The sequence below is a fragment of the Streptomyces sp. CLCI03 genome, from assembly GCF_053615355.1.
The window spans coordinates 1,629,326-1,652,126 of the sequence record NZ_CM132132.1 but is presented as its reverse complement, the minus strand read 5'-3'; the positions used below and the strand labels follow the sequence as shown (position 1 = coordinate 1,652,126).

Sequence of the window (22,801 nt, the reverse complement as noted above, 5' to 3'; positions counted from 1 at the left end):
GATCCTGACTTCCGTACAAGGGGGGACCCCGCCCATGACCGGTTCACGCGTGGTGGCGCTAGGGCACTACCAGCCCGCGAAAGTGCTCACCAACGAGGACCTCTCGGCCATGGTCGACACCACCGACGAGTGGATCCGGTCCCGCGTCGGCATCCGCACGCGCCACATGGCGGGCCCGGACGAACCGGTGGACGAGCTGGCCTACCAGGCGGCGGGCAAGGCGCTGGCCGGCGCCGGCCTGACCCCGGACGACATCGACCTGGTGCTGGTCGCCACGTCGACCGCGATCGACCGTTCGCCCAACATGGCCGCGCGCGTCGCCGCCAAGCTGGGCATGGGCGGCGGCCCCGCCGTCATGGACATCAACGTCGTCTGCTCGGGCTTCACCCACGCCCTGGCCACCGCCGACCATGCCATCCGGGCCGGCTCCGCCACCCGCGCCCTGGTCATCGGCGCCGACAAGATGACCGAGATCACCGACTGGACCGACCGCACCACCTGTGTGCTCACCGGCGACGGAGCGGGCGCGGCCGTGGTCGAGGCCTGCGAGGAGCCCGGTATCGGCCCGGTCCTGTGGGGATCGGTCCCGGAGATGGGCAACGCGGTCCGGATCGAGGGCTCGCCGCCGGTCTTCGCCCAGGAGGGCCAGTCCGTCTACCGCTGGACCACGAGCCAGCTGCCGCCGCTCGCCCGCAAGGTGTGCGAGAAGGCCGGAGTCACCCCGGAGGAACTGGCCGCGGTCGTCCTCCACCAGGCGAACCTGCGGATCATCGAGCCGCTCGCCGCGAAGATCGGCGCCGTCAACGCCGTCGTCGCCCGCGATGTCGTCGAGTCCGGCAACACCTCGGCCGCCAGCATCCCGATGGCCCTGTCGAAGCTGGTCCAGCGCGGGGAGATCCCCTCCGGCGCCCCGGTCCTGCTCTTCGGCTTCGGTGGCAACCTCTCCTACGCGGGCCAGGTCATCCACTGCCCGTGACGGCTCCCGCGGCCGCTGCCTCCTCCGCCGGTTCGGTGGGGGAGCGGCGGCCCTCGGCGGCCAGCGCCCCGACCAGGACGCACGCCAGGGCCACCAGCTGGCCGGCTCCCGTCCAGCTGGTTCCCACCGGGACGGTGGCGAGCGCGAGCACCAGGGCGGCGGCGCGGTAGCGCGCCGGTCCGATACCCAGTGCCGCGCGGAAGGCCAGGTCCCCGGCGAGATAGAGGGCGACCCCACCCGCCAGCGCGACCGCCGGGCCGGTGTGCAGGTGCTCGCCGAGGTGACCGATGGTCTTCTTCACGCCCGCCGCGAAGACGGCGATGCCCAGGAGCATCGGCAGGAAGGCGTAGTAGTAGGCGACCATCGCCAGCTTGAAACGCCGCTCCGCCGGGGTCCGCTCGAAGACCTCCTCGGCCCGGCCCTCGTCGCGCACGAAGTACATCCACCACATCGCCGACGCGATCGTCAGGGCCAGGAACGCGCCGGCCGCGATACCGAGGGACAGCGGCAGCGAGCCCACCCCGATGCCGATCGCGATCACGGACTCACCGAAGACGATGATCAGCAGCAGACCGTGCCGCTCCACCAGGTGCGCCGCGTTCATCCCGCCCAGCTGATCACCGACCGTCTGCCCGGGACCTTCGACCGTCTCGGCCACCTCGGCCGCCTCCGCCGCCCCGCTCGCCGCGACCCGCTGCACGACCACCGGCGTCACGAACTGCAGGAGCAGCGCCGACATCCACAGCCCCCAGGCAGGCAGCCCGTCGAAGAAACCGGCCGCCGTCACCGACAACGCGCACAGCACGTTGGGCAGCGCGAACCACAGCACGCCGCGCCCGTGCGCCTGGGTGAACAGCGCGCCGTGGACCAGGACCACCAACAGGTACCCGAGGCCGAAGGCGATACCGCCGGCCCCGAAGGCGGTCGGTACGGCCAGGGCGCAGACCAGGAACGCCCCCATGGCCAGCATCAGCAGCACCCGCCGGACCGTCCGGTCCGGCGGCACCTGGTTGGTCAGGTGCGCGTAGCCCCCGTACATCCAGAAGAGGACGGTGAAGATCAGTACCACCTGCCCGGCGCCCCGCGGAGTCAGGTCGTCCGCCAGAAGCACCGTCAACTGCGTGATGGTGAAGACGAAAACGAGGTCGAAGAACAGCTCCAGCGTGCTGACGCGGTGCTCGGATTCCATGCGCGGCTCCCCCCGGACGTGTGCGCAGCCATCCGACCGCCCGGCCGCCCCTGATGTCCAGCCCGTATCGACATCCGGCTGCGAGACGATCCGTCTCGCTAGGGTCGTCGGTGTATGCGTGCAGGTCAGCCCGGCGTGGCGGATGATCACCGCCCGGATATGTGGTCGGAGCCCCGCCGATCCTTTGCTATTGTTGTCCATGTCGCCGCGGGAAACCGGGGCCGACCACCTGGTCCGGGTGGCGGAATGGCAGACGCGCTAGCTTGAGGTGCTAGTGCCCTTTATCGGGCGTGGGGGTTCAAGTCCCCCCTCGGACACAAGAAGCAAGAGCCCCACACATCGTGTGGGGCTCTTGCCGTTCTCCCGGTCCGGTCCGGCGCTCCCGGCCGGTCACGGGCCCAGGACCACCAGGCCCGTCGGGGTGCTCAGGCTCCCCGGGGGGAGCGAGGTGAAGGTGTGGGGCAGTGACAGTCGGGGCTGGTCGGTGTCCGGGACGGCGTCGAAGAGGTAGGCAGTGGCGGCCGCGGTGTCGCTGACCAGGTGGGGGCCGCCCGCCGCGGTCGAGCCTCCGGTGATCGGCGTGGGGAAGAGCCGCCGCAGGTGCCGCAAGGTCTCCGGGGTCACCGGGGCCGGCATCGGCCGGGGCCGCCCGACCGGAGCCGCCTCCTCGGCGGCGACCGCCGGGGCGTCCGGGGGGATCGCGCCCGTCAGGAGCAGGGCCAGGAGCACCGGGACGGCCTTGCGGCGCAGGGTCTCGGTGGCCGCGCCCAGCCGGTGGGCGTGGCTCGCGGGCAGCGAGAGCGCGAGGCTCCCGGCGGCGATCCCGGTGGCGATCGGGACCGCCGAGCAGACGACCCCGGGGGAGTACTCGCGCAGGTCGAACACGGGCGCGCCCGGAGCCACCGCGTCCAACGCGCTGAACAGGACCCGACTGTCGGTGATCGTCCGTGGGGTGAGCCGCGCGGGCCGGTGCCGGGCCACATGGTCGGCGCGGCCGTCGTGGTCGAGCTGGGTCAGCAGGCACTTGCCGACCGCGCTGGCGTGCGCGGCGGCCCGGAAGTCGACCCACTCCCGCACCGGCGGGGTCGCGGGCCCGTCCGCCATCTGCGTGATCCGGACCTCGCCGTCGGCGTACCGGCCGAGGTACACGGCGGCGCCCGCGCTGTCCCGGGCCAGGGCCAGGGTGCGCTGGAGCTGCCCGGCCAGGCCGTGCCCGCCGGGGGCGGCGAGCCGGTCCAGGGCGGGGCCGCGCCCGTAGACCCCGAGCGCCGGGCGGACCGCGTACTCCTCCTCGCACAGCATCGCGAGCAGCGGCCGCAGTTCCCCCTCGGCGAGGCCGGACTCCCGGGCGAGTTGGGCGGCTCGCACCCCCAACGGGTGGCGCTCCAGGACGCGTACGACGGCCAGCGCGCGGCGCGCCTGTGTCAGTGCCCGGCCCGTCTCCGCCCGGCCGGCGGTCCCGCGGCTCGCCTCCGTCAGCGCCGGGTGGCGCAGCGGGCCGGTGGCCGGGCGGAGCGGGACCGCCGGCCGCGGCGCCGAGGCCGACACGGTCACGGGCTGGGGCAGGAACGCGGCCAGTACCCCGGACAGTCCGGGCCGCGGCAGCGGCACCGGGCCCAGGTCGGGATCCTCGCGCTGGTCGACGTAGCACAGCACGGCCGCCTGCGTGCACAGCCGGACCTCCCGCAGATCCCGTCGGCCGCCCGGCCGGAAACCGCGCCGGCCCAGCTCGCGCGCCCAGTGCCGGGCGTCGTGGTGCTCGCCGCGCCGCGAGTGGTCGAGGAAGAGGCAGTACGCGGCCACGGAGGTCCGCGGACTCCCTGACCCGGCGGCGAACTGCCACCAGAAGCGGGCCCCTTCGCGCAGCCCGGCCAGGTGCAGCAGACAGCCGAAGACGACGGCCCCGGCCAGGTCGGTGTGTCCGTCGGTCAGGAAGGAGTCGAGGTGCGCCCCGGCCTTGGGCGCGCACGCGGAGGCGAGACAGACGGCCTTGAGGTCGCGCCGGGCCCGTTCGGCGTCGAGGGGGCAGTCCCGGGCGGGATCGCTCCAGCCGTGCACCGACCGGCGTCGCGCGCGGTGGCCGGACGGCGGGTGCGGTGTGGCGCGCAGCAGCCGGGCCTCGGCGGCACCGAGGTCGTAGTGACGGTAGCGGTCGCGGACGCCGGCCCGGGCGAGGAGTTCGGCCAGGGAGCGGGGGATCGGGTCGCGGTCCTGGCGCTCCTGCCGTTCGGAGCGCCTCATGATTCGGTGGATTCGGGGGGCGCGGCCGATTCGGGGGACGCGGCGGACGTGGCGAGCAGACGGGCGAGCCGCCGGTGGGCCTGTCCGAGGTGGGAGCGGATCGTGGCCTCGTCGACGCCCATCACGGAGGCGGCCTCACCGGGGGTGCACTGGAGCCCGTACCGCAGGAGTACGGCGTCACGTTGCCGCTCGGCGAGCCGGGAGACGGCGGAGTAGAAACGGATGGTGTCGGTCAGCACCTCGTACCGGTCGGCGTGGACCTCCTTCAGGGCGGCCTCGAAGGCGCTGATGTCCATCGGCTCGGGGCGCTGCTCCCCGGGGTGGCGCCGTCGCTGCCGGTGGACCAGACAGTGCTTGAGGACGGTCCAGGCGTAGGCGTCGAGGCGGTCCATGTGGAGCATCCGCAGCCACTCACCCATGATCGAGTCGAACGTGGCGTCCACGGCCTCCTCGGCCGCCGCGTCGGAGCCCAGCTGCAGATAGGCGAACCGCATGTACGCGGGCCGCCGATTGGCGTGGAAGGCCCAGTACGACAGGCGCGCCGTCGGATCCCACTGGCTCATGGGAGTCGGCCGCCGACGCCGGCTCGGTAGTCCCACGGCCCCACCGGACTCCTCCGGTCCGCCATCGTTCACCGCTCCACCTCATCCCCTGTGCGCTGAACAGGAAAGCAGCGCGGGCGCACTCGGGGGGCGCAGAGAAGAAACCTGGAAGCAATGTGTCGTGGATGATCGACCTGTGATCGATCTCGATCACGCACGGCTCCAGCCAGCACGTATGCATATGCCCGCTGCCGGTGCCATCGCCGAACCCCCACGGTCGAACCCTCCGTCGCCCATGCCACCGCCGGCTCCTGGACACCGGTCGGGTGCCCCGCGGTACCGCTGTAACATGGGCCCGATCGCGAGGGCCGTGACGGAGAGGTCACAGCCCTCGCTTTTGCGTTACGTCCACCCAAGTACAAATGCGGCGCGTGGCCTCACGGCGGTTCGATACGATGAACCGCATTCACAATCCGTTACGTCACGTTGTACCGCACAGAGGAAATGGAGCATCCGAGGATGGCTCGACACCTGATCACCAGCGCGCTTCCCTACATCAACGGGATCAAGCACCTGGGCAACATGGTCGGGTCGATGCTTCCGGCGGATGTGTACTCCCGGTACCTCCGCCAGCGCGGCCACGACGTCCTCTACATCTGCGCCACCGACGAGCACGGCACCCCCGCCGAACTCGCCGCCAAGGAGGCCGGCGTCTCGGTCGCCGAGTTCTGCGCGCAGGCCCACGACGCCCAGAAGGCGGTCTACGACGGCTTCGAGCTGTCCTTCGACTACTTCGGCCGCAGCTCCTCCGCGCAGAACCGCGAGATCACCCAGCACTTCGCGCGCAAGCTGCAGGAGAACGGGTTCATCGAGGAGCGCGCGATCCGGCAGGTGTACTCGCCGGTCGACGGCCGCTTCCTCCCGGACCGCTACGTCGAGGGCACCTGCCCGCACTGCGGCTACGACAAGGCCCGCGGCGACCAGTGCGAGAACTGCACCCGCGTCCTCGACCCCACGGACCTGATCGAGCCCCGCTCGGCCATCTCCGGCTCCACCGAGCTGGAGGTCCGCGAGACCAAGCACCTCTTCCTCCTGCAGTCCAAGCTCCAGCACGAGGTCGAGGCCTGGGTCTCCGAGCACGAGGAGGAGTGGCCGCAGCTCGCCTCCTCCATCGCCCGCAAGTGGCTGACCGAGGGCCTGCACGACCGCGCCATCACGCGTGACCTCGACTGGGGCGTCCCGGTCCCGGCCGACACCTGGCCCGAGCTCGCCGCCGAGGGCAAGGTCTTCTACGTCTGGTTCGACGCCCCGATCGAGTACATCGGCTCGACCAAGGAGTGGGCCGACCTGGACCCGGCGAACCGCGACTACACGTCGTGGTGGTACGAGGCCGAGGACGTCCGCTACACGCAGTTCATGGCCAAGGACAACGTCCCGTTCCACACGGTGATGTTCCCCGCCACCGAACTGGCCACCCGCGAGCCGTGGAAGAAGGTCGACTACGTCAAGGCCTTCAACTGGCTGACGTACTACGGCGGCAAGTTCTCCACCTCGCAGAAGCGCGGCGTCTTCACCGACCAGGCGCTGGAGATCCTCCCGGCCGACTTCTGGCGCTACTTCCTCATCGCCAACGCACCCGAGTCCGACGACTCGTCCTTCACCTGGGAGCACTTCCAGGCCACGGTCAACAAGGACCTCGGCGGCACCCTCGGCAACTTCGTGAACCGCGTACTGACCTTCTCCCGCAAGAAGTTCGGTGACGACGTCCCCGCCGGCAGCCCCGCGGGCGAGGCCGAGGCCAAGCTGGGCGAGCAGATCGCCGAGCTGCTGGCCGAGTACGAGGGCCACATGGACGCCCTCCAGTACCGCAAGGCCGCGGCCGCGCTGCGCGCCCTGTGGTCGGCCGGAAACGCGTACCTCGACGAGAAGGCCCCCTGGCTGGAGGTCAAGACCGACCTGGAGGGCGCGGCGCTCACCCTGCGCACCGCGATGAACCTCATCCACCTCTACTCGGTGGTCTCCGAGCCGTTCATCCCGGCCTCGGCGCGCGCCATGCGCTCCTCGTTCGCGCTCGCCGACGACACGGCCACCTGGATCACCCCGGAGCAGGCCCGCTCCCTGGACGCGGTGCCGGCCGGTACCCCGTTCACGGTGCCGCCGGTGCTGTTCGCGCGGGTCACGGAGGAGGACCTGGAGTCCTACCGCGAGCGGTTCGGCGGTAACCCGGAGGCCTGAGGCCCCCGCAGGGCCCGGTGACAACGGTGTGAGGGGCACGACCCGTCGGGGTCGTGCCCCTTTCGCGTGCCCCTTTCGCGTGCCCCTTTCGCGTGCCCCGCTCGGTAGGGAAAACCCCACCGCGGACCGTCCACCTGGCCGTGCAGACCGGGCGGCGCGGCGCGGCTGGAATGGGGCCATGACCCTTTCCCCTACCGCCCGGTGGACCACCGGCTGGCTGCTCGCCGCCGCGTGGGCGCTGTCCTTCCCCCTGTTCTCCGCACTGGCCCCGCACCGGCTGTGGGGCTGGTGCGCCGCCGCCGGATACCTCGGGGCCGCCGCGGCCACCGCACTCGGCCGCCGCCGCGCGGCGCTCGCGGCCGCCCTGCTGGGCGCCGTCGCCGTACCGCTGCTGTGGCTGGTCCTGACCGGCCAGGGCCAGTCGGAGGTGACCGTCATCGAACGGTCCGGCCGGCTCCTGCTGGACTCCGGCCGGCTCTACGTCGACCGGCCCGCGCAGGTCGAGGAGTACACCCCCTACCTGCCCGGCATGGCTCTGCTCGGCGTACCGCGGGCGCTGCTCGGGGGCGACGGCAGCGGGGACGGCTGGGTGGTGCGGATGCTGGGGGACGCCCGGATCTGGTGCGCGGCCGCGTTGTTCGGCTGCCTGTGGGCGGCCCGACGCCTGCTCGGGGGCGGGCCGGCTGGTGGGTGGGGCGATGGGCCGAGCGGTGGGCCGGGCCGGCTGTTGCCCGTCCTGGCGGCCTCGCCGGTGGTGGCCCTGCCCCTGACGGTGAGCGGGGTCGACCTGCCGCTGGCCGGGCTCTGCTGCCTGGCCCTGGCGGCCGCCGCCTCCGGGCGGCCCGTCCTGACCGGGGCGGCCCTCGCCGGGGCGTGCGCGCTGAAGTGGACGGCACTGCCCGCGGTCGCCGTGGCCGTCGCCCTGCTCGCGGTCCTCCGCGGCGGACGGCCCGCGGTGCGCTGCGCCCTGGTGGCGGCCGGCGGTACGACCCTGCTGGTGCTGCCGGCCGCCCTTCTCCAGCCGGCGGAGCTGTGGCGCCAGGTGTTCGCCTTCCCCACCGGGCGGGCGCCGGTGCCGACCCCGGCGAGCAGCCCGCTGCCCGGGCGACTGCTGACCGAACTGGGCCCCTGGGGCTGGTACCTCGCGATGGGCCTGCTGCTGTCGGGAGGCCTCGCGGTCGCCCTCTCCCTGCTCACCCGGCCGCCGCGTACGGTGGTGGCCGCGGCCGACCGTCTTGCCCTCGGCCTCACGCTGGCCTTCCTCCTGGCACCGGCGGGCCGCTTCGGCTACCTGGCGCTGCCGGTCCTCCTGGCGGTCTGGGCCCGCTCGGTGGCCGTACCGGGCGTCTCGCGCGTGGTGACCGGATCCTTCCGGCTCCGGCCGTCCGGCGGCGGGCGGCCGACGGCGCGGAACGAGCGGCCGGGAGGCCATTTCGCCTGATGGCCCCCGCACATCGGATCGTTGAAATACTCTTCCGCTCGTGGATCAGCTGATCGCCGAGGACCCGAGCCGTATCGGACCGTACCGCCTGATCGCCCGGCTGGGCGCGGGTGGCATGGGCCTGGTCTATCTGGGTCGCTCCGAGGGCGGCCGTACCGTCGCCGTGAAGGTGGTCCAGGCGGAGTTCGCCGGGAACCCCGAATTCCGCAGGAGGTTCGCCCGGGAGGTGGCCGCCGCGCGGCGGGTGGGCGGCAGTTGGACGGCGGCGGTGCTCGACGCCGACACCGAGGCCGCCGTGCCCTGGGTGGCGACGCAGTACATCCCGGGACCCGACCTGCAGACCGTCGTCGCCCGGCAGTTCGGCCCGCTGCCCGAGGACTCGGTACGCACCCTCGCCAACCGCCTCGCCCTCGCCCTGCGGGCCGTGCACGAGGCGGGCCTGATCCACCGCGACCTGAAGCCGTCCAACGTCCTCGTCACCGTCGACGGGCCCCGCGTCATCGACTTCGGCATCGCACGAGCGATGGACAGCCTGACCGGGGACAGCCTGCACACCCGCACGGGCATGCTGATCGGCTCGCCGGGATTCATGTCCCCGGAACAGGTCCGCGGACTCGAACTGAGCCCCGCCAGCGACGTCTTCTGCCTCGGCGCGGTCCTCGTGTACGCCGCCACGGGACGCATGCTCTTCGGCGCCACGGACACCGGGCTGAACGCCCACCTCTTCCGGATCGCCGAGGAGGAGGCGGACCTGACCGGGGTCCCGGAGCCGCTGGTCGAACTCGTCGGCGCCTGCCTGCACAAGGACCCGGCCCGGCGTCCCACCCCCGAGGAGGTGGCGGCGCGTACGGCGGCGGACGCCGCCGGGGAATGGCTCCCGGGCGCGGTCCTGGCCGAACTGGGCCGCCATGCGGCGCGGTTGCTGGACTACGCACCGGCGTCACCCGTACGGGGCGGCGGCGGGGCCGGAGCGGGCGAAGCCCCGACCGAGGACCCGCCCGCCGGGCCGTCGGACCCCCGCCTCGTACCGGCGCAGTCCCGGCAGGACGCCTCCCCGTATCCGACACCGCCCCCGCCGCCCGCGTACGCCCCCACGCCCCCCGGCCACTTCGGCCCCGCGGACGGCTTCGGCCCGCCCCCGGGCCCCGCACCCGGCGACCCGTCCGTCGCCGACGCGACCCCGCACCCCAGGCGATGGTGGGGCCTGGCGGTCCTCGCCCTGACGCAGCTGTCGGTGCTGGTCGAAGCGGCGCAGTTCAGCCTGCTGGGGCCGCAGATCCATGCCGATCTCGGCCTCGGCGCCGACGCCTTGAACCCGGTCTTCGGCGTCTACCTGGTCACCCTCGCCGGACTCCTGCTGCTCGGCGGCCACCTCACCGACCTGCTCGGGGCCCGCCGGATGCTGGTGGCCGGACTGATCGGTCTCGCGGCGAACGCCGTGTTCGGCGGAGCGGCCTCCGGGGCGGGGCCGCTGATCGCCTCCCGCGCCCTGCAGGGGGCCTTCGCGGCCCTGCTGGTCCCGGCCGCGCTGTCCCTGGTGGTCACCGGATTCACCGACCCCCGGGAACGCGGCCGAGCCTTCGGGATCTACGCGGCCGTCGCCGCCGGCGGCAGCGCGCTCGGCGTGTTCACCGGCGGGTGGCTCGCCGAGACCCTGACCTGGCGCTGGGCCCTGTGGTCGGTCGTGCCGCTCGCCCTGCTCGCCCTGATCGGCACGCTCACCCTGCTGCCCGACCGTCCGGGCCGCACCGGGGCCCGCTTCGACGGACCCGGCGCACTCCTCGGTACGGCGGGCTCCGCGGCCCTGGCCTACGGCCTCGCCGAGGTCGAGACGGTGGGCTGGGGCGCCGTCCGGAGCCTGGCGCTGTTCGTGGGCGGCATCGCGTTGCTCGCCGCCTTCCTGTGGTGGCAGCGGCGGACCTCCGGCCCGCTGCTCCCCGCGTACGTCCTCGCCGACCGGAACCGCCTCGCCTCCCTCCTGGCCGTCCTCTTCACGGGCGCCGCCCTGGTCGCCCTCCTCCCCGCCCTCGGCTTCTTCGCCCAGCAGATCCGCGGCGAGGGTCCGGCCGCCGCCGGGACGGCCCACCTGCCGCTCGTCGCCGCCGCCCTCGTGACCGCCACCCAGGTCTCCGCCCGCCTGCTGCCCCGCACCGCCCCCCGCGCCCTGATCCTGCCGGGCCTGGCGGTCACGGCCCTCGGCCTGGCGCTGTTGGCCGGTGCGGGAGGTGCGGCCGGCTACGCGACCGGGGTACTGCCCGGCATGCTGCTCACCGGCATCGGTCTGGGCCTGGCCCTCGTCCCGCTCTACGCCACCGCGACCGCCGGGGTGTCCCCGCAGCACGCCGGCGGGGCCTCGGCAGCCCTCGGCGCGGCCCACCACCTCGGGCAGTCCATCGGCGGAGCCGTGCTCGGCACCGTCCTGGTGAGCCGCCTGGACCGGATCTCCCAGGACACGGACGTGTTCGCCCGGCTGTTGGACGCCTACACCACCACCCTGTGGTGCGCGGCCGGCGGCCTCGTGCTCGCGGCCCTGCCGATCGCGCTGCTGATCAGCTCCCGGGCCGCGCGACGGGACGCGAACCAGGCCGTCCCGTACTGATGGCACGCCGCTTGTCATACTTTCCGGATGGACGGCGGAGCGGTGGAGGCGGCGCGGCACTGGCTGGCCGAACAGGGCGTCACCCAGGTGCGCGGCGGGTGGGTGCGCCACGAGCAGCCGGACGTGCTGCTCACGGCCAACGACGTGGCGCACACCTGGGCCGGCGACGTGTTCGCCGAAGACCTGGACGCCGCCGGCCGGCTGCGGCTGGCCTTCGGGCTGCTGGACCTCCTGGACGAGTACTGGGTCACCTGCGAGATCCGGTTCGCGGACGACAGCTCCGAAGGCCCTTTGCCCGCCGACGTCCTGTGGGACGGCTACCGCCGACGCCTGGAGGCGGACGAGGAGGTCGAGGCCGTCACCTACTCGCTGTGGGTGGACTGGTTCGAGGACCGCGCCACCTCCGCGAAGGCCTTCGCCGAGGTGCTCGGCAACGACATCGAGCACGTGGTGACCGACCCGTCGCAAGCCCCGCTCCGCCGGGCCCGCCGCGTCCTGGAGTGCTCGGGCCCGGTGCCCTGGTCCGTGAAGGAGCCGACCTACCGCACCGCCCTACGGCTGCCCGCCCTGCACCCGGCGCTCTTCCGCGGCCTCCGGGCGAGTTTCCACGACGTGTACGGCGACCTGGAACCGGCCGCCGCGTCGGCCCTCCTGGACCGGTTGGACCTCCCGGTGGACACCCCGCACCTCGCCGAGCTGCGCCAGGTGCTCGCCGCGGGACACGCGAACCACCACCGCAGCCCCGCCGCCCGGGACGACGCGGTGCGCTCCTGCTTCTGAGGTAGGCCTAGGCCTCGGCGTCCTGGCCCGACAGGTGGGCCAGGACCGCAAGCACCCGGCGGTTGCCCTCGGTGGCGTCCAGGTCGAGCTTCATGAAGATGCTCGACGCGTGCTTGACCACGGCGGCCTCGGTGATGAACAGCCGCGCCGCCAAAGCCTGGTTGTTGAGGCCCGAGGCCATCAAGGTGAGCACCTCCCGCTCGCGCGGGGTCAGTCGCGCCAGCGGCCGCTGCTCCGACTGCCGGCTGAGCAGGACCCGTACCACCTCCGGATCGATGACCGTACGCCCCTCGGCGACCTGTTGGAGGGCGTCGAGGAACTCGGCCACCTCCCCGACCCGGTCCTTGAGGAGGTAACCCAACCCGGCCGCCGAAGCCCCCGTGAGCAACTGGGTGGCGTACGCCGTGGCCACGTACTGCGAGAGCACGAGCACGGGCAACGAGGAGTCCCGGGACCGCAGTTCGAGCGCGGCGCGCAGCCCCTCGTCGCGGAAGTCCGGCGGCATCCGCACATCGGTCACGACGGCGTCCGGCCGCTGCGCCTCCACCGCCCGCACCAGCTCCTCGGCGTTCCCGACGGCGGCGAGGACCTGGTGCCCGCCACGGGTGAGGAGCTCCGTCAACCCGGCGCGCAACAGCACGGAGTCCTCGGCGAGGATCAGCCGGAGCACGGGACCTCCACCCGGAGTCGGGTCGGTCCGCCCACCGGACTGGACACCACCAGCCTGCCCTTCAACATCGCCACCCTGTCCGCGAGTCCCGCCAGTCCCGCTCCCGCGCCCGGATCGGCGCCGCCACGACCGTCGTCGGTGACGGTGAGAGTGAGCCGGTCACCCTCGACCTTACCGACGACGGCGACGTGCGAGGCGCCGCTGTGCTTGGCCGCGTTGGCGAGCGCCTCGGTGACCGTGAAGTACGCCGTGATCTCGACCGATTCGGCCAGCCGGGGCACGTCGAGGTCCACGGACACCGGCACGGGATGGCGCAGGGCGACCTCGGCGACGGCCGCCGCCAGCCCGTGGTCGGTGAGGACCTGTGGATGGATACCCCGGACGAGGTCGCGCAGTTGCTCCAGGGCGACCTTGGCCTCGCCGCGCCCCCGGGCCACCAGGGCGGCCGCGCCGGCCGCCTGCGGGATCCCGCGCAGCTCCAGCTCGGCGAGGCCCAGGGTCATGCTGAGGGCGACCAGCTGCTGCTGCGCGCCGTCGTGCAGGTCCCGCTCGATACGCCGCCGTTCGGCTTCGAAGGCGTCGACCAGGCGCACCCGGGAGCGGGTGAGTTCCAGGATCCGGTCGGTCTCCACGCGCGGCCCGAGGAGCAGCCGGGCCGTCTTCACCTGGGCCCCGGTGAGCAGGGCGCCCGCGTACGCCGCCACCGTCATCGCCACCAGTCCGACCGCCGTGCCGCCCAGGGCCTCCAGCGGCCCGGAGACCTGCCGGCCGGGGATCAGCATCACGTGGTCCGGGGCGATGGCCCAGACGATCGCCGGGGTCGCGACGAGGATCAGGGCGAAGGCCAGCAGGGTGATCACGGCGAACCCGGCCGCCCCGAAGACGGGCCCGAGCAGGGTGGCGTACGCGAACTCCCGCCAGGTGGCCCGCTCCCGCAGCCGGGTCCGCAGCCAGGCCGCCGGTCCGGCCCCGGCGAGGGAGGTGTGTGGGTCCGGTACGGGCACGGGCTCCACGCACCGCAGCCGCCACCGCTCCAGCGCTGCCAGCGGCACCCCGGCGGCGACGGCGCCGATCAGGATCAGCAGCCCGATCCCGACCACCGCCAGCGCCACGCCGACCCCGAGGAGCACCACGAGGACGATCAGTACGGGGTAGCCGATGAGGAACCCGCTGCCCAGGTACGCCCAGCACCGCCAGGGCCACCACGAGCCGAGGAACCGCAGCGGTCGGCGTATCGCCGTCAGGACGGCGACGGGCGCGGGGCCGTCCCGTTCGGGGAGGGGGAGGGAGTCGGACATGTGTCCCCAGCTTAGGGGTGTCCCGCCGGTCGGTATGGAGCGGGGCCGGCGCCCGCACCGGCCCTTGACGAGGCGTCACATCGCCGCGCCCAGCGCCAGGAAGCCGCAGATCAGCACGAGGAGGATGGCCAACAGGGGCCAGACGAAGCGTAGGTACTTGTCGTAGCCGACCTTGGCCAGGGCGACACCGCCGATGGTCACCGCCGAGGTGGGGACCCACAGGTTCATCCAACCGCTCGCCGACTGCCAGGCCGTGACGACCAACGCGCGCGAGACGCCCGCGAAGTCGGCGAGCGGGGCCAGGATGGGCATGACGAGGGTGGCGTGTCCGGAGGTGGAGGGGATCAGGAAGGCCAGGGGGAGGTTGACCAGGAAGACGATCACCGCGAAGAGCGTCGACGAGGTGCCCTGCACCGCGCCCTCGATGGAGTGCAGGACGGTGTCGGTGATCCTTGAGTTGTTCATGATGACGGTGACCCCGCGCGCCAGCATGATGACCAGGGCCGGAGAGATGAAGTCGGCGGCGCCCTGGACGATCGTGGCGCTGATCTTCGCCTCGCCCATCCCTGCCACGAGGCCCACGAGCACGGAGGCGCACAGGAACAGCGCCGAGAGTTCCGGGAAGGACCAGCCCAGCTCCCAGGCGTACGGGGCGGCGTCCGCCTCGCCGGTGAGCGCGCCGGCCCAGGGGACCACCGAGAAGATCATGAAGCCGAAGACCACGGTGACCAGCACCAGCACCAGCTTGTGCAGCCGGGTCAGTTCCGGAGCCACCTCCTCGGCGCCGGTCGCCTTCTGCTCGCGGTCACCGGGGAGGAACCCGCACACGGACCTGGCCGGGTCCTTCTCGACGCGCTTCGCGTACCGGACGACGTAGAGGATGGTCACGGCCGTCAGGACCACCCACATCACGAAGCGCAGCGCGATGCCGTCGCCCAGCGAGATGTCGGCGGCCGCCGAGGCCACGCCCGTCGCGAAGGGGTTCACGGTGGAGCACAGGACCCCGATCCCCGCGCCCAGGATGGCCGTGCCGACGGCGACCATCCGGTCGTAGCCGAGGGCCAGCATCATCGGCACCAGCAGCCCGTAGAAGCCGAGGGTCTCCTCCGCGAAGCCCTCCACGGTGCCGAGGACGGAGAACACCAGCATCACGGCGGCGATCAGCAGGGCGCCGCGGTCGCGCAGCCGATGGGCGAGGCGGGCGATCCCGCGGTCGAGGGCGCCGGTGGCGAAGACGACGGTGATGAACGCGCCGATGGCGAGGACGAAGAGGAAGACGCCGGCGCTGCCGTACAGCTCGCCGCTGAAGGTGGGCCCGACCTCGCCGGTCTTCTCGTCCCGGATGCCGTAGAGGCCGTTCACGGGGGCCAGGAAGAGGTCGTTCAGCCGGTCGACGAAGCTCTGGGTGTCCGGGACCCGGTGGTAGGTGCCGGAGATGGGCGCACCGCTGTCGTCGCGGTCGTACCGGCCGGCCGGGACGAGGAAGGCCAGCAGCCACACCCCCACCGTGACCAGGGCCAGAACGGTCAGCGCGCTCGGAAGGCGGAACCCTTTGCCGGCGGGCTCCTCCGGAGCGGGCGAGGGGGCCGGATCGGCGGGGGTCGGGGGCGCGGGGGGAGCCGGGGGAGTCGCGCTCAACGGGTACCTCGGCTGTCCGGTTCCATCCGCCACCATCCCTGAGAGGGTCCGCTCCTCCGATCATGGAGCGGCGCGGTGGCGGGTGCCGTGGTGGGCTGCGCCTGCCGGGTGAACGGAGGCGCGGCGGCGGGTGTCAGCCTCCGGTGCGTACGAAGGTCGACACCGCGGTGTCGAAATACCCGCGGGCCTCGTCGGCCTGGCGGACCGGTGAGGACACCCACACGTCGTACAGCCGACCGTCCTCCTCCCAGCACAGGTCACGCGTGTGTCGGGGGCCCTCGGCGGGGGAGAAGCCGTCCCAGGTGAACAACCAGAGGGCGCCCTGCCGGCCGTTCCGCGAGGTCATCTCGACCTGGGCGTCCCGGTAACCGGGGTTGGTGCCCGGCCCCTTGGCGTGGGCGCGCTGATGGACGGCCAGCGGGCCGCCCGACTCGGGCTCCGCGATCTTGATGCCGATGCGGAAGGTCTCACCGGGTGACATGTAGAAGATCCGCGGACCTTCCACCTTGCGGGTGAAGCCGAGGGGTACGGCGAGCGAGAAGCCCTCCGGGTCGGTGACGACGTGGTAGCCGGCGGGCGCGGGCCTGTCGTCGGACGAGGGGGAGACCGTGCCGGTCCGCTCGCCGGGGGTGGTGGAGGCGGGTGCGGACGGTTGACCGGCCGCCCCGCTCGTGGAGGTCCGCCCGCCGCGCTCGCCGTCGTCCGTGAGCAGCGCGGCGGACACGCCCGCCCCGGCGATCGCGGCCACCAGCAGGGCGGCGATCAGCGCCGCCCCCGGGCGCCGCTTCCCCGGCGCGCTCACGGGGGCGGCTGCGGGCACCGGAGCCGGTACGGGGGCCGACACGGGCGTCGGCGCGGCCACCGGGGCCGCGCCGGGGTGCGTCGGGCCGTGCGGAACGGGCGTGCGGGGGGTGGGGGCAGGCGCGGCCGGCGCCTGCGGAGCGGGGCTCGGCACGGCCGGGGCCACCGGGGCGGACCGCGTCGGGGTGTACGGCGCCGCGGCCGCCTCCGCGCAGGCCCGCAGCATCTGTTCGGCCCGCTCCGCGCCGAGCCGCCCGGCGGGGTCCCGTTCCAGCAGTCCCCGCACCACCGGCAGCAGCGGCCCGCACGCCTCCGGCGGCCGGATCTCGTCGAAGACCACCGCGTGCAGGATCCCGCCGAGGGAGTCCCGCCGGAAGGGCGAGGTACCGCTGAGAGCCGCGCACAGCAAGGCGCCCAGCGACCACAGATCGGCCTCGGGTCCCGCCGGCGTCTGCCCCGACATCCGCTCGGGCGCGGTGTATTCGGGGGAACCGACGAAGGACCCGGTGGTGGTCAGCGTCGTGGCACCCGAGACCTGGGCGATGCCGAAGTCGGTGAGCACGGCCCGCCCGCCCGGGGCCTCCAGAAGGACGTTCGCCGGCTTGATGTCCCGGTGCAGCACGCCGGCCGCGTGTGCCGTGCGCAGCGCGCCGACCAACGCGATCCCGATCCGGGCCGCCTCCGCGACATCCACCGGGCCGGTTCGGGAGAGCCGGTCGGCGAGGGAGCCGCCCTCGACCAGTTCCATGACGATGTAGGGGAGTTCGCCGTCCTCGACGATGTCGTGCACCACGATGATGTGCGGGTGCTTGAGCTGCGCGGCCGCCCGTGCCTCGCGGAGCGTGCGCTCACGCTGGTGCCGGGCCTCCTCCTCGGACAGTGCCGGGTCGAGCGCGACCTCCTTGACCGCGACGTTCCGGCCGAGCAACTGGTCGGTGGCGCGCCACACGATGCCCATGCCGCCGCGTCCGAGCTTGGCGTCCAACCGGTAGCGCCCTGCGATCAGCCGGGCGTTCGCCCCCTCGGTCCCCATGGCGACATCATGCCGCATCCGCGATATGCACCCGTCCGCGGCGTGTCGAAGCCGCCCCTTGATCGTTTCTTCACCGGTAGCCCTTACTTCTGCTGCGGATTTCGGGAGGCGCGCGGTGACCGCTTGGCAGTACTTCGCCGGGGCGGGCCTGGTGGCCGCGCTCTGCCCGCTGCAGGGCCATGTGGCGGTCGCGGGCGAGGACGACGGCGACGGTTACGGGGCCCGCGTCGACCTGTGCGTGCCGGCGGGGCGGCCGGAGCGGCCGGTCTTCCGGCCGCCGTCCGGACTGCCCTCGGTACGGGTGGTCGTACCCGGCGCCGAGCGGCCGACCGTGCGTCATCCGGGGCGGCCCGCCGGGTCCGCCACCCCCGCGGGGCGGCCCGCGCGGCCGGCCGAGCCCGCGCCGCCGAGCCCTCCGGGCGGTGGGGTGCCTTCCGCGGAGGCGAGGGCCGGGGGGTCGCAGCCGCCGGAGCCCGCGGCGGGTCCCGAGGATCCCTCCGCACCGGCGCCGGCCGACGCCCCCGCCCCGCCCGCGGCCGGGGCCGCCGTCGCACGGGTGAGCGCCTTCCACGTGCGTCCGTACCGCTCGGTGGCCCTGGAGCGGCGCGGCCCGGGCGGGATGTCCACCGTGACGCTCATGGTCGTCGTCACCACCCCGGCCGTACTGGCCGCCGCCGCCCTGCGCCCCCGCTCCAAGAGCCGCGGCTGACCGACGCCGCCGTTCCCCCTTCACCCACCGACGTCACCCACCGACCCACACCGGGAGAATCCACGTGTCCGAATGGCTGGTCCTGGCCATCGCCATGGCGCTCGTCTGCGCCCTCGTCCTCGCCATCACCGCGATCCGGCACCGCCGGGCCGCCGACGACGAGGACACCAGCGAAACCCCCGATGTCATCGAGTACATGACGATGATGGTGGGCGTGGTCTACGCGATCGTGCTGGGCCTGGCCATCGCGGGCGTCTGGGAGGCGCGCGGCGCCGCCGAGGACAGCGTGCGCCGTGAGGCCCAGGCCCTGTACGAGGTCACCCAGCGCGCCGACGTCTACCCGGCGGCCGTCCGCGACCGGATCCGGGGCGAGGTGGACGCGTACGTCTCCCACACCGTCGCCGTGGACTGGCCGCTGCTGACCTCCGGCGACGGCGCCTCGGCCGAGGGCGCCGTGCTGCTCGGCAAGCTGCGGACCGACGTCACGCACCAGAGCCCGGCGAACGAGCTCCAGGCGCAGGCCTACCAGCCCCTGCTGGACCACATCGCGGCCGCCGACGACGCGCGGCACTCGCGGACGCAGAGCTCCGAGTCCACCCTGCCGGGGGTGGTGTGGTTCGGGCTGCTGGTCGGCGGGCTGGTCACGATCGGGTTGATCTTCACCCTGCAGATCCGCCGCTCCGGCCGGGAGTTGCTGCTCGCCGGACTGTTCAGCGCGCTGATCGTGTTCCTGCTCTTCATGGTGTGGAGCTTCGATGCGCCGTACGGGCGGGAGGGCATCGATTCGGCGGCGCCGTTCCAGGATCTGTTCCCGGTGAGCGCGACGGCGGCCGTGGCCGCCCGCTGAGCGGTGGCGACGGCCGGCGGGTCGTCGCCGCTACACGCTCACCTCGCGCCGGACCGCCTGCACCACCGGTGAGTGGCGCAGCGCGTGGGAGATCCGGAGCAGGTCGCGGGGACCGTCGGCGGTGTCGAGGATCGTCTCCTCGTCCTCGCCGATGATCTTTCCGTCGGGGTCGGCGGAGCGGGCCCGTACGGCGGCCGCGACCATGGCGGCCTCGGCGACGGCGCGGGCCGTCTCCTCGTCGGCGCCCTCGGCGACGGCGCTGTCGTAGGCGCCGTCGCGCAGGCCCTTGTCGAAGTACGGCCCGAGGTGCAGGAAGCCGTCGTGGATGTCCGACTCGCGCTGGATCACGCGCAGTTCCGCCGCGGACCACCAGGCCATCTGCACGGAGGGCGTGCCGCTGGGCGCGGAGATCTGCACCTCGTGCCAGAGCGGGCCGAGCCGGCGGTACGTCGCCCAGATCTGCCAGTGGTCCGACAGCCGCTGGCAGACGAGCGGGACCACGAAGCCCATCGCGCTGATCAGGGCCCCGAGGGAGGCGAGCGGCGGAGCGGCGTAGGTGCTGAGGCCGTCGAGGTCGTGACCGGTCCAGCGGGCGACGACCGCGGTCATCTTGGTGGCGTCGTAAGCGAGGTTGAAGATGTAGCCGATGACGATGATGACCAGGCCGACCCGCAGCCAGCCGCAGACCTGGAGCGACCAGCGCCAGCACAGGACCACCATCACCACCGCGGCCACGCAGTGCGCCAGCAGGTAGAGGGCGATCATGTGGCCGATGTACGGCGTGTTCGCGTAATAGGTGTCGAAGTCGCGCAGGCGCTCCTGCGGGGCCTCACCGAGTGCGAAGAGCACGACCAGGGCGACGACCACCGCGCTGTAGCCCTGGATCCAGCGGCGCGAGATGCCTTGGGTCCGTTCGGCCGGTCCGCCCCGCCAGTTGACCATCAGGACCAGGCAGGAGGCGCTGAAGGCGGTGATCAGGCAGTAGACGAGTGGGGCCGAGACGTTGACGATCCCGGTCCAGCGGTTGACCGCCGCGATGGTGGGCGGGGCGGCGAAGGTGAACACCGCGCCGGCAAGGGTCAGCAGGGCGACGACCGACCGTAGGAGCGGGTCGCGCCAGTTGTGCCGCAGGGCCGGCAGCTTGAAGGCGAGTGAGACCGCCATCGCGGCCGCCGGTATGTAGTAGTCCTGGCCGTTCAACGCTCGTTCCTGTGCCCCCGGTAGCCCAGCGAAGCCTCGATCCGGCCCGCCAATTGATCGCGCTGGACCGGAGCGCGGTGGCTCGCCGATCCGGCCAGCCAGTTCCGACACCGACTACCGAGCAGTAAGCCGAAGGTTTCGGCCTCGGTCTCCTCCTGGACGTCGGCGCGGGTGCGCGCGGCGACGCGGCGCACGGTCTCGCCGATGTCGGCCTCGTCGGTCAGCAGCCGCGCGGCGACGGCGGCGCCGTCGACGTGGTGACTGCAGTGACCCGCCTTCATGTGCCACAGCTCGTGGCCCAGGATCACCAGTTGGTGGTCCGGGGCGGTGCGTTCCTCGATGACCACGAGATCGCGGTCCGCCATGTCGAGCCACAGGCCGCTGGCCGTCCGCGGTGGGAACGAGGCCATCCGGAAGTCCACCCGGCGGCCGCGGTGTCTGCTCATGCCCTCGCAGAGGGCAGCGTAGAGGTCCATGGGTTCCACGGGGGCGGTCAGCCGGATGCCGGCCACCAGCTCCCCGCACAACCGCCGCTGCTCTCTGCCTATGCTCACCGTTCTCCCCGTCGGCGCGGATCCGGATCAGGACTCAAGGATCAGACCCAGACTTTCGACTGGGTCAGGATTCGTTCGGTTTGACGCTTTCGAGGAGCATGTCCAGCCATTCGGTCACCTTGTCCCGGTGCTTGTCGCTGGGCAGTTGGGCGGCGCGCCAGGCGATGCCCCGTACACCGTGGTTCTGGAGGAGTCTTGCCAGTGGATCGCCCGCCGATGCGCCCGAGGCCGGTACGGTTTCCCGCGCCCGGCCAGCGAAGTCCTGGAGCAGCTGTTGTTCCGTCCGCTGGAGCGCGTCGGTGAGGGCGTCCGCGTCGTGCGCCGTGAGGAAGCCGGCGTGCACTCCGAAGAACCGCTGGATCGCGTCGCAGTGTTCCATGGTGGGACGCCGGTCGCCGTTGATCAGCGCTCCGGCCTGCTGCCGCGACATGCCGGCGCCGTCCGCGATCTCCTGCTGGGTGTAGCGGCGGCCGTTCGGTTTGACGCGGGTCCGCCGCAGCAGGTCGAGACGTTGGAGGAAGCGGGTCTGCAGATCGGGTTCGCCGGCCGGCCTGCCGTCGAGCAGGGTCCTGACCACGTCCGTGGGTACGCCGGAGGCCTCGGAGAGCCGCCGCAGGTCGAAGACCTGGTTACGGTCGCGGCCCATCTTTCCCGCGAGTTCGGCGACACGCGTGATGGTGGCTGCCAGGGGTGCGTCGGCCACCGCGACGGGAGCCGGGAAGCCGTCTGTCACCAGTGGTTCTCCTAGATCGCGCGAAGTCGGTATGGGCACATGGTCGGCTTCTGGAATCTAGCCGCTCTCGCCCGTAAGGGCTAGAACGTGCCACAGCTGTGGCGGGAATGAGCTGTCAAGAGGCTGGAATTGCCACAATAGTTGACACTCGAATGAAGTCGGTAGCAGGATCGCCACACGGAAATGAAGATCCAGACCGGAGGAGGGGGAGCTCTCAGTGCCACATCTCGCAGCGGTGGGCCCGTCCGATGGACTCGCCCGAGCCGTTGAAGAGCGCCTGACGGGCGAAGAACCCGCCCGCGGTGCCGTGCGGTCGGAGCGACGCAAGGAGATTTTGCGCCAGCGCCGCGAGGAGCTGGGCCTGAGTCAGGAAGACCTCGCCGCCCGATTGCGCATCAGCGTGCGCGCGTACGGGAATTGGGAAAGAGGTCTGGTCAAGGAGTGGACGGACCGCAAACTGCTCGCCCTGGCCGAGTCCTTGGAAATGAGCGAGCGGCAATGCTTCTGGCTGTTCCGCGTCATGGTGGACCGCGATCCGCCGCCCACGTGGCGGGCCGCCGAGGAGAACCGGCTGCCCGACGATCCGGCGCAGCGTGACTACCTGTGCGACTACGCCGCCCTCATGGAGTCCGTGCCGTACCCGAGCTTCCTGGTGGACCACCGCTGGGACGTGGCCCTGACCAACTCGGCCTTCGACCAGCTCTTCCGGTCGGTGAGACCCCACCCGACGGCCCTGCCGGACGACAACTTCCTGCGCTTCGTGCTGTTCCACCCGGACGCGGCAGCCGTGCTGGAGGACCATGAACCGGCCTGGTGCGTACCGCTGCTGGCCCAGTTCGCGACCGCGCTGGCCGGCGCCCCCGAGGACGAGGGGCTGCGCAGCATCCGCCAGGAGGTGGCCCGTGACCCGTTCATGGAGGCGGCCTACCGGTACGGCGTGCCGCACTGGCTGAGCACCCACGGGACCGACGCCGCCGAGCTCGACGGGGCGGTGCGCACCGTGCGCCACCCCGACCCGCGGTGGGGGCTGGTGCGGTGCCGGATGGTGGCCGAGACCAGTCGGATGTTGGGCGAGATGGGGCTGACCCGGATCACCCTGATCCTTTCGACGCCCACGGGCGCACCGAGCGGCCCCGTCCGCGGCGGCGGCTTCACCCAGCAGCAGGGAGCCAGGCTGCGCGCCGTGCCGTCGCCGGTGGAGTGACCGGCCGGGGCAGACTGGTGCCCGCGGACGTGTGCCGTGGCTTCCGTGCCGCCGATCGTGGCATCGGCCGTCACGGCGGCGGCGTCGGCGACGGGATCTGCACTGGCGAAA

Annotated in this window: 17 protein-coding genes, 1 tRNA gene and 1 pseudogene; 9 read left to right on the top strand and 10 right to left on the bottom strand. The window is 72.9% G+C overall.

Annotated elements, in window-relative coordinates:
- Window positions 1-34 precede the first annotated feature (34 nt).
- Window positions 35-976 carry a beta-ketoacyl-ACP synthase III gene (locus ACWG52_RS07565; protein WP_033220062.1) on the top strand — a complete coding sequence of 314 codons (942 nt, stop codon included), beginning with the start codon at window positions 35-37 and terminating at the stop codon, window positions 974-976.
- Here the strand turns inward: ACWG52_RS07565 and ACWG52_RS07560 are convergent.
- Window positions 960-2,165, bottom strand: coding sequence for a low temperature requirement protein A (locus tag ACWG52_RS07560; RefSeq protein ID WP_390136881.1), 1,206 nt, complete (start codon window positions 2,163-2,165; stop codon window positions 960-962). The two genes, ACWG52_RS07565 and ACWG52_RS07560, sit on opposite strands and share 17 nt — an antisense overlap.
- Before the next feature lie 232 nt (window positions 2,166-2,397).
- Between ACWG52_RS07560 and ACWG52_RS07555 the strand changes: the two genes are divergently transcribed.
- Window positions 2,398-2,482, top strand: a tRNA-Leu gene (locus ACWG52_RS07555).
- A gap of 391 nt (window positions 2,483-2,873) precedes the next feature.
- Here ACWG52_RS07555 and ACWG52_RS07550 read toward each other — a convergent pair.
- Both ACWG52_RS07550 and ACWG52_RS07545 read right to left on the bottom strand, forming a co-directional pair.
- Window positions 2,874-3,593: pseudogene (locus ACWG52_RS07550) on the bottom strand (IclR family transcriptional regulator domain-containing protein); the annotation flags it as partial.
- Window positions 3,594-4,402: 809 nt separating this feature from the next.
- On the bottom strand, window positions 4,403-4,969 hold the full coding sequence (locus tag ACWG52_RS07545) for a sigma factor-like helix-turn-helix DNA-binding protein (RefSeq protein ID WP_389813364.1): 567 nt from the start codon (window positions 4,967-4,969) through the stop codon (window positions 4,403-4,405).
- A gap of 498 nt (window positions 4,970-5,467) precedes the next feature.
- Between ACWG52_RS07545 and metG the strand changes: the two genes are divergently transcribed.
- The 4 genes from metG (at window position 5,468) to ACWG52_RS07525 (ending at window position 12,003) form a co-directional block, all read left to right on the top strand.
- Window positions 5,468-7,183: a methionine--tRNA ligase gene (metG, locus tag ACWG52_RS07540; protein ID WP_033220058.1), complete on the top strand. Its 1,716-nt coding sequence runs from the start codon at window positions 5,468-5,470 to the stop codon at window positions 7,181-7,183.
- Between the two features lie 178 nt (window positions 7,184-7,361).
- On the top strand, window positions 7,362-8,624 hold the full coding sequence (locus tag ACWG52_RS07535) for a hypothetical protein (protein ID WP_389813368.1): 1,263 nt from the start codon (window positions 7,362-7,364) through the stop codon (window positions 8,622-8,624).
- Between the two features lie 40 nt (window positions 8,625-8,664).
- The gene (locus ACWG52_RS07530; protein WP_389813371.1) at window positions 8,665-11,223 is read left to right on the top strand and encodes an MFS transporter; all 2,559 of its coding nucleotides are present in this window, start codon (window positions 8,665-8,667) and stop codon (window positions 11,221-11,223) included.
- 27 nt (window positions 11,224-11,250) lie between these two features.
- Window positions 11,251-12,003, top strand: coding sequence for a hypothetical protein (locus tag ACWG52_RS07525; protein WP_453128256.1), 753 nt, complete (start codon window positions 11,251-11,253; stop codon window positions 12,001-12,003).
- A 7-nt stretch (window positions 12,004-12,010) separates the two neighbouring features.
- On the opposite strand, the gene ACWG52_RS07520 is transcribed toward ACWG52_RS07525, so the two are convergent.
- The 4 genes from ACWG52_RS07520 to ACWG52_RS07505 form a co-directional block, all read right to left on the bottom strand.
- Window positions 12,011-12,673 (bottom strand): response regulator, encoded by a 663-nt coding sequence (locus ACWG52_RS07520; RefSeq protein WP_453128255.1) that lies wholly within the window; start codon window positions 12,671-12,673, stop codon window positions 12,011-12,013.
- Window positions 12,661-13,971 (bottom strand): sensor histidine kinase, encoded by a 1,311-nt coding sequence (locus ACWG52_RS07515; protein ID WP_390136878.1) that lies wholly within the window; start codon window positions 13,969-13,971, stop codon window positions 12,661-12,663. Before ACWG52_RS07515 ends, ACWG52_RS07520 begins: the two co-directional genes overlap by 13 nt.
- A 75-nt stretch (window positions 13,972-14,046) precedes the next feature.
- A complete protein-coding gene (locus tag ACWG52_RS07510) occupies window positions 14,047-15,645 on the bottom strand; it encodes a YfcC family protein (protein ID WP_390136875.1) in 1,599 nt (532 codons plus the stop codon).
- Window positions 15,646-15,742: 97 nt separating this feature from the next.
- Window positions 15,743-17,443 (bottom strand): serine/threonine-protein kinase, encoded by a 1,701-nt coding sequence (locus tag ACWG52_RS07505; RefSeq protein WP_389813387.1) that lies wholly within the window; start codon window positions 17,441-17,443, stop codon window positions 15,743-15,745.
- Between the two features lie 115 nt (window positions 17,444-17,558).
- On the opposite strand from ACWG52_RS07505, the gene ACWG52_RS07500 reads away from it, so the two are divergent.
- Together ACWG52_RS07500 and ACWG52_RS07495 are read left to right on the top strand one after the other, a co-directional pair.
- The gene (locus ACWG52_RS07500; RefSeq protein ID WP_453128252.1) at window positions 17,559-18,152 is read left to right on the top strand and encodes a hypothetical protein; all 594 of its coding nucleotides are present in this window, start codon (window positions 17,559-17,561) and stop codon (window positions 18,150-18,152) included.
- A gap of 64 nt (window positions 18,153-18,216) precedes the next feature.
- A complete protein-coding gene (locus ACWG52_RS07495) occupies window positions 18,217-18,999 on the top strand; it encodes a bestrophin-like domain (RefSeq protein ID WP_389813392.1) in 783 nt (260 codons plus the stop codon).
- Between the two features lie 30 nt (window positions 19,000-19,029).
- Here ACWG52_RS07495 and ACWG52_RS07490 read toward each other — a convergent pair whose 3' ends face one another.
- From ACWG52_RS07490 to ACWG52_RS07480, 3 genes are all read right to left on the bottom strand, one after another.
- Entirely contained in the window at window positions 19,030-20,199 is a 1,170-nt protein-coding gene (locus ACWG52_RS07490; RefSeq protein WP_389813395.1) for an MAB_1171c family putative transporter, read from the bottom strand.
- On the bottom strand, window positions 20,196-20,753 hold the full coding sequence (locus tag ACWG52_RS07485; RefSeq protein WP_327738503.1) for a toxin-antitoxin system, toxin component: 558 nt from the start codon (window positions 20,751-20,753) through the stop codon (window positions 20,196-20,198). The genes ACWG52_RS07490 and ACWG52_RS07485 overlap by 4 nt, the downstream gene beginning before the upstream one ends.
- A gap of 64 nt (window positions 20,754-20,817) precedes the next feature.
- Window positions 20,818-21,486 (bottom strand): helix-turn-helix domain-containing protein, encoded by a 669-nt coding sequence (locus ACWG52_RS07480; protein ID WP_033220048.1) that lies wholly within the window; start codon window positions 21,484-21,486, stop codon window positions 20,818-20,820.
- Between the two features lie 334 nt (window positions 21,487-21,820).
- On the opposite strand from ACWG52_RS07480, the gene ACWG52_RS07475 reads away from it, so the two are divergent.
- Window positions 21,821-22,690: an MmyB family transcriptional regulator gene (locus tag ACWG52_RS07475; RefSeq protein WP_390136873.1), complete on the top strand. Its 870-nt coding sequence runs from the start codon at window positions 21,821-21,823 to the stop codon at window positions 22,688-22,690.
- Window positions 22,691-22,801: the final 111 nt, after the last annotated feature.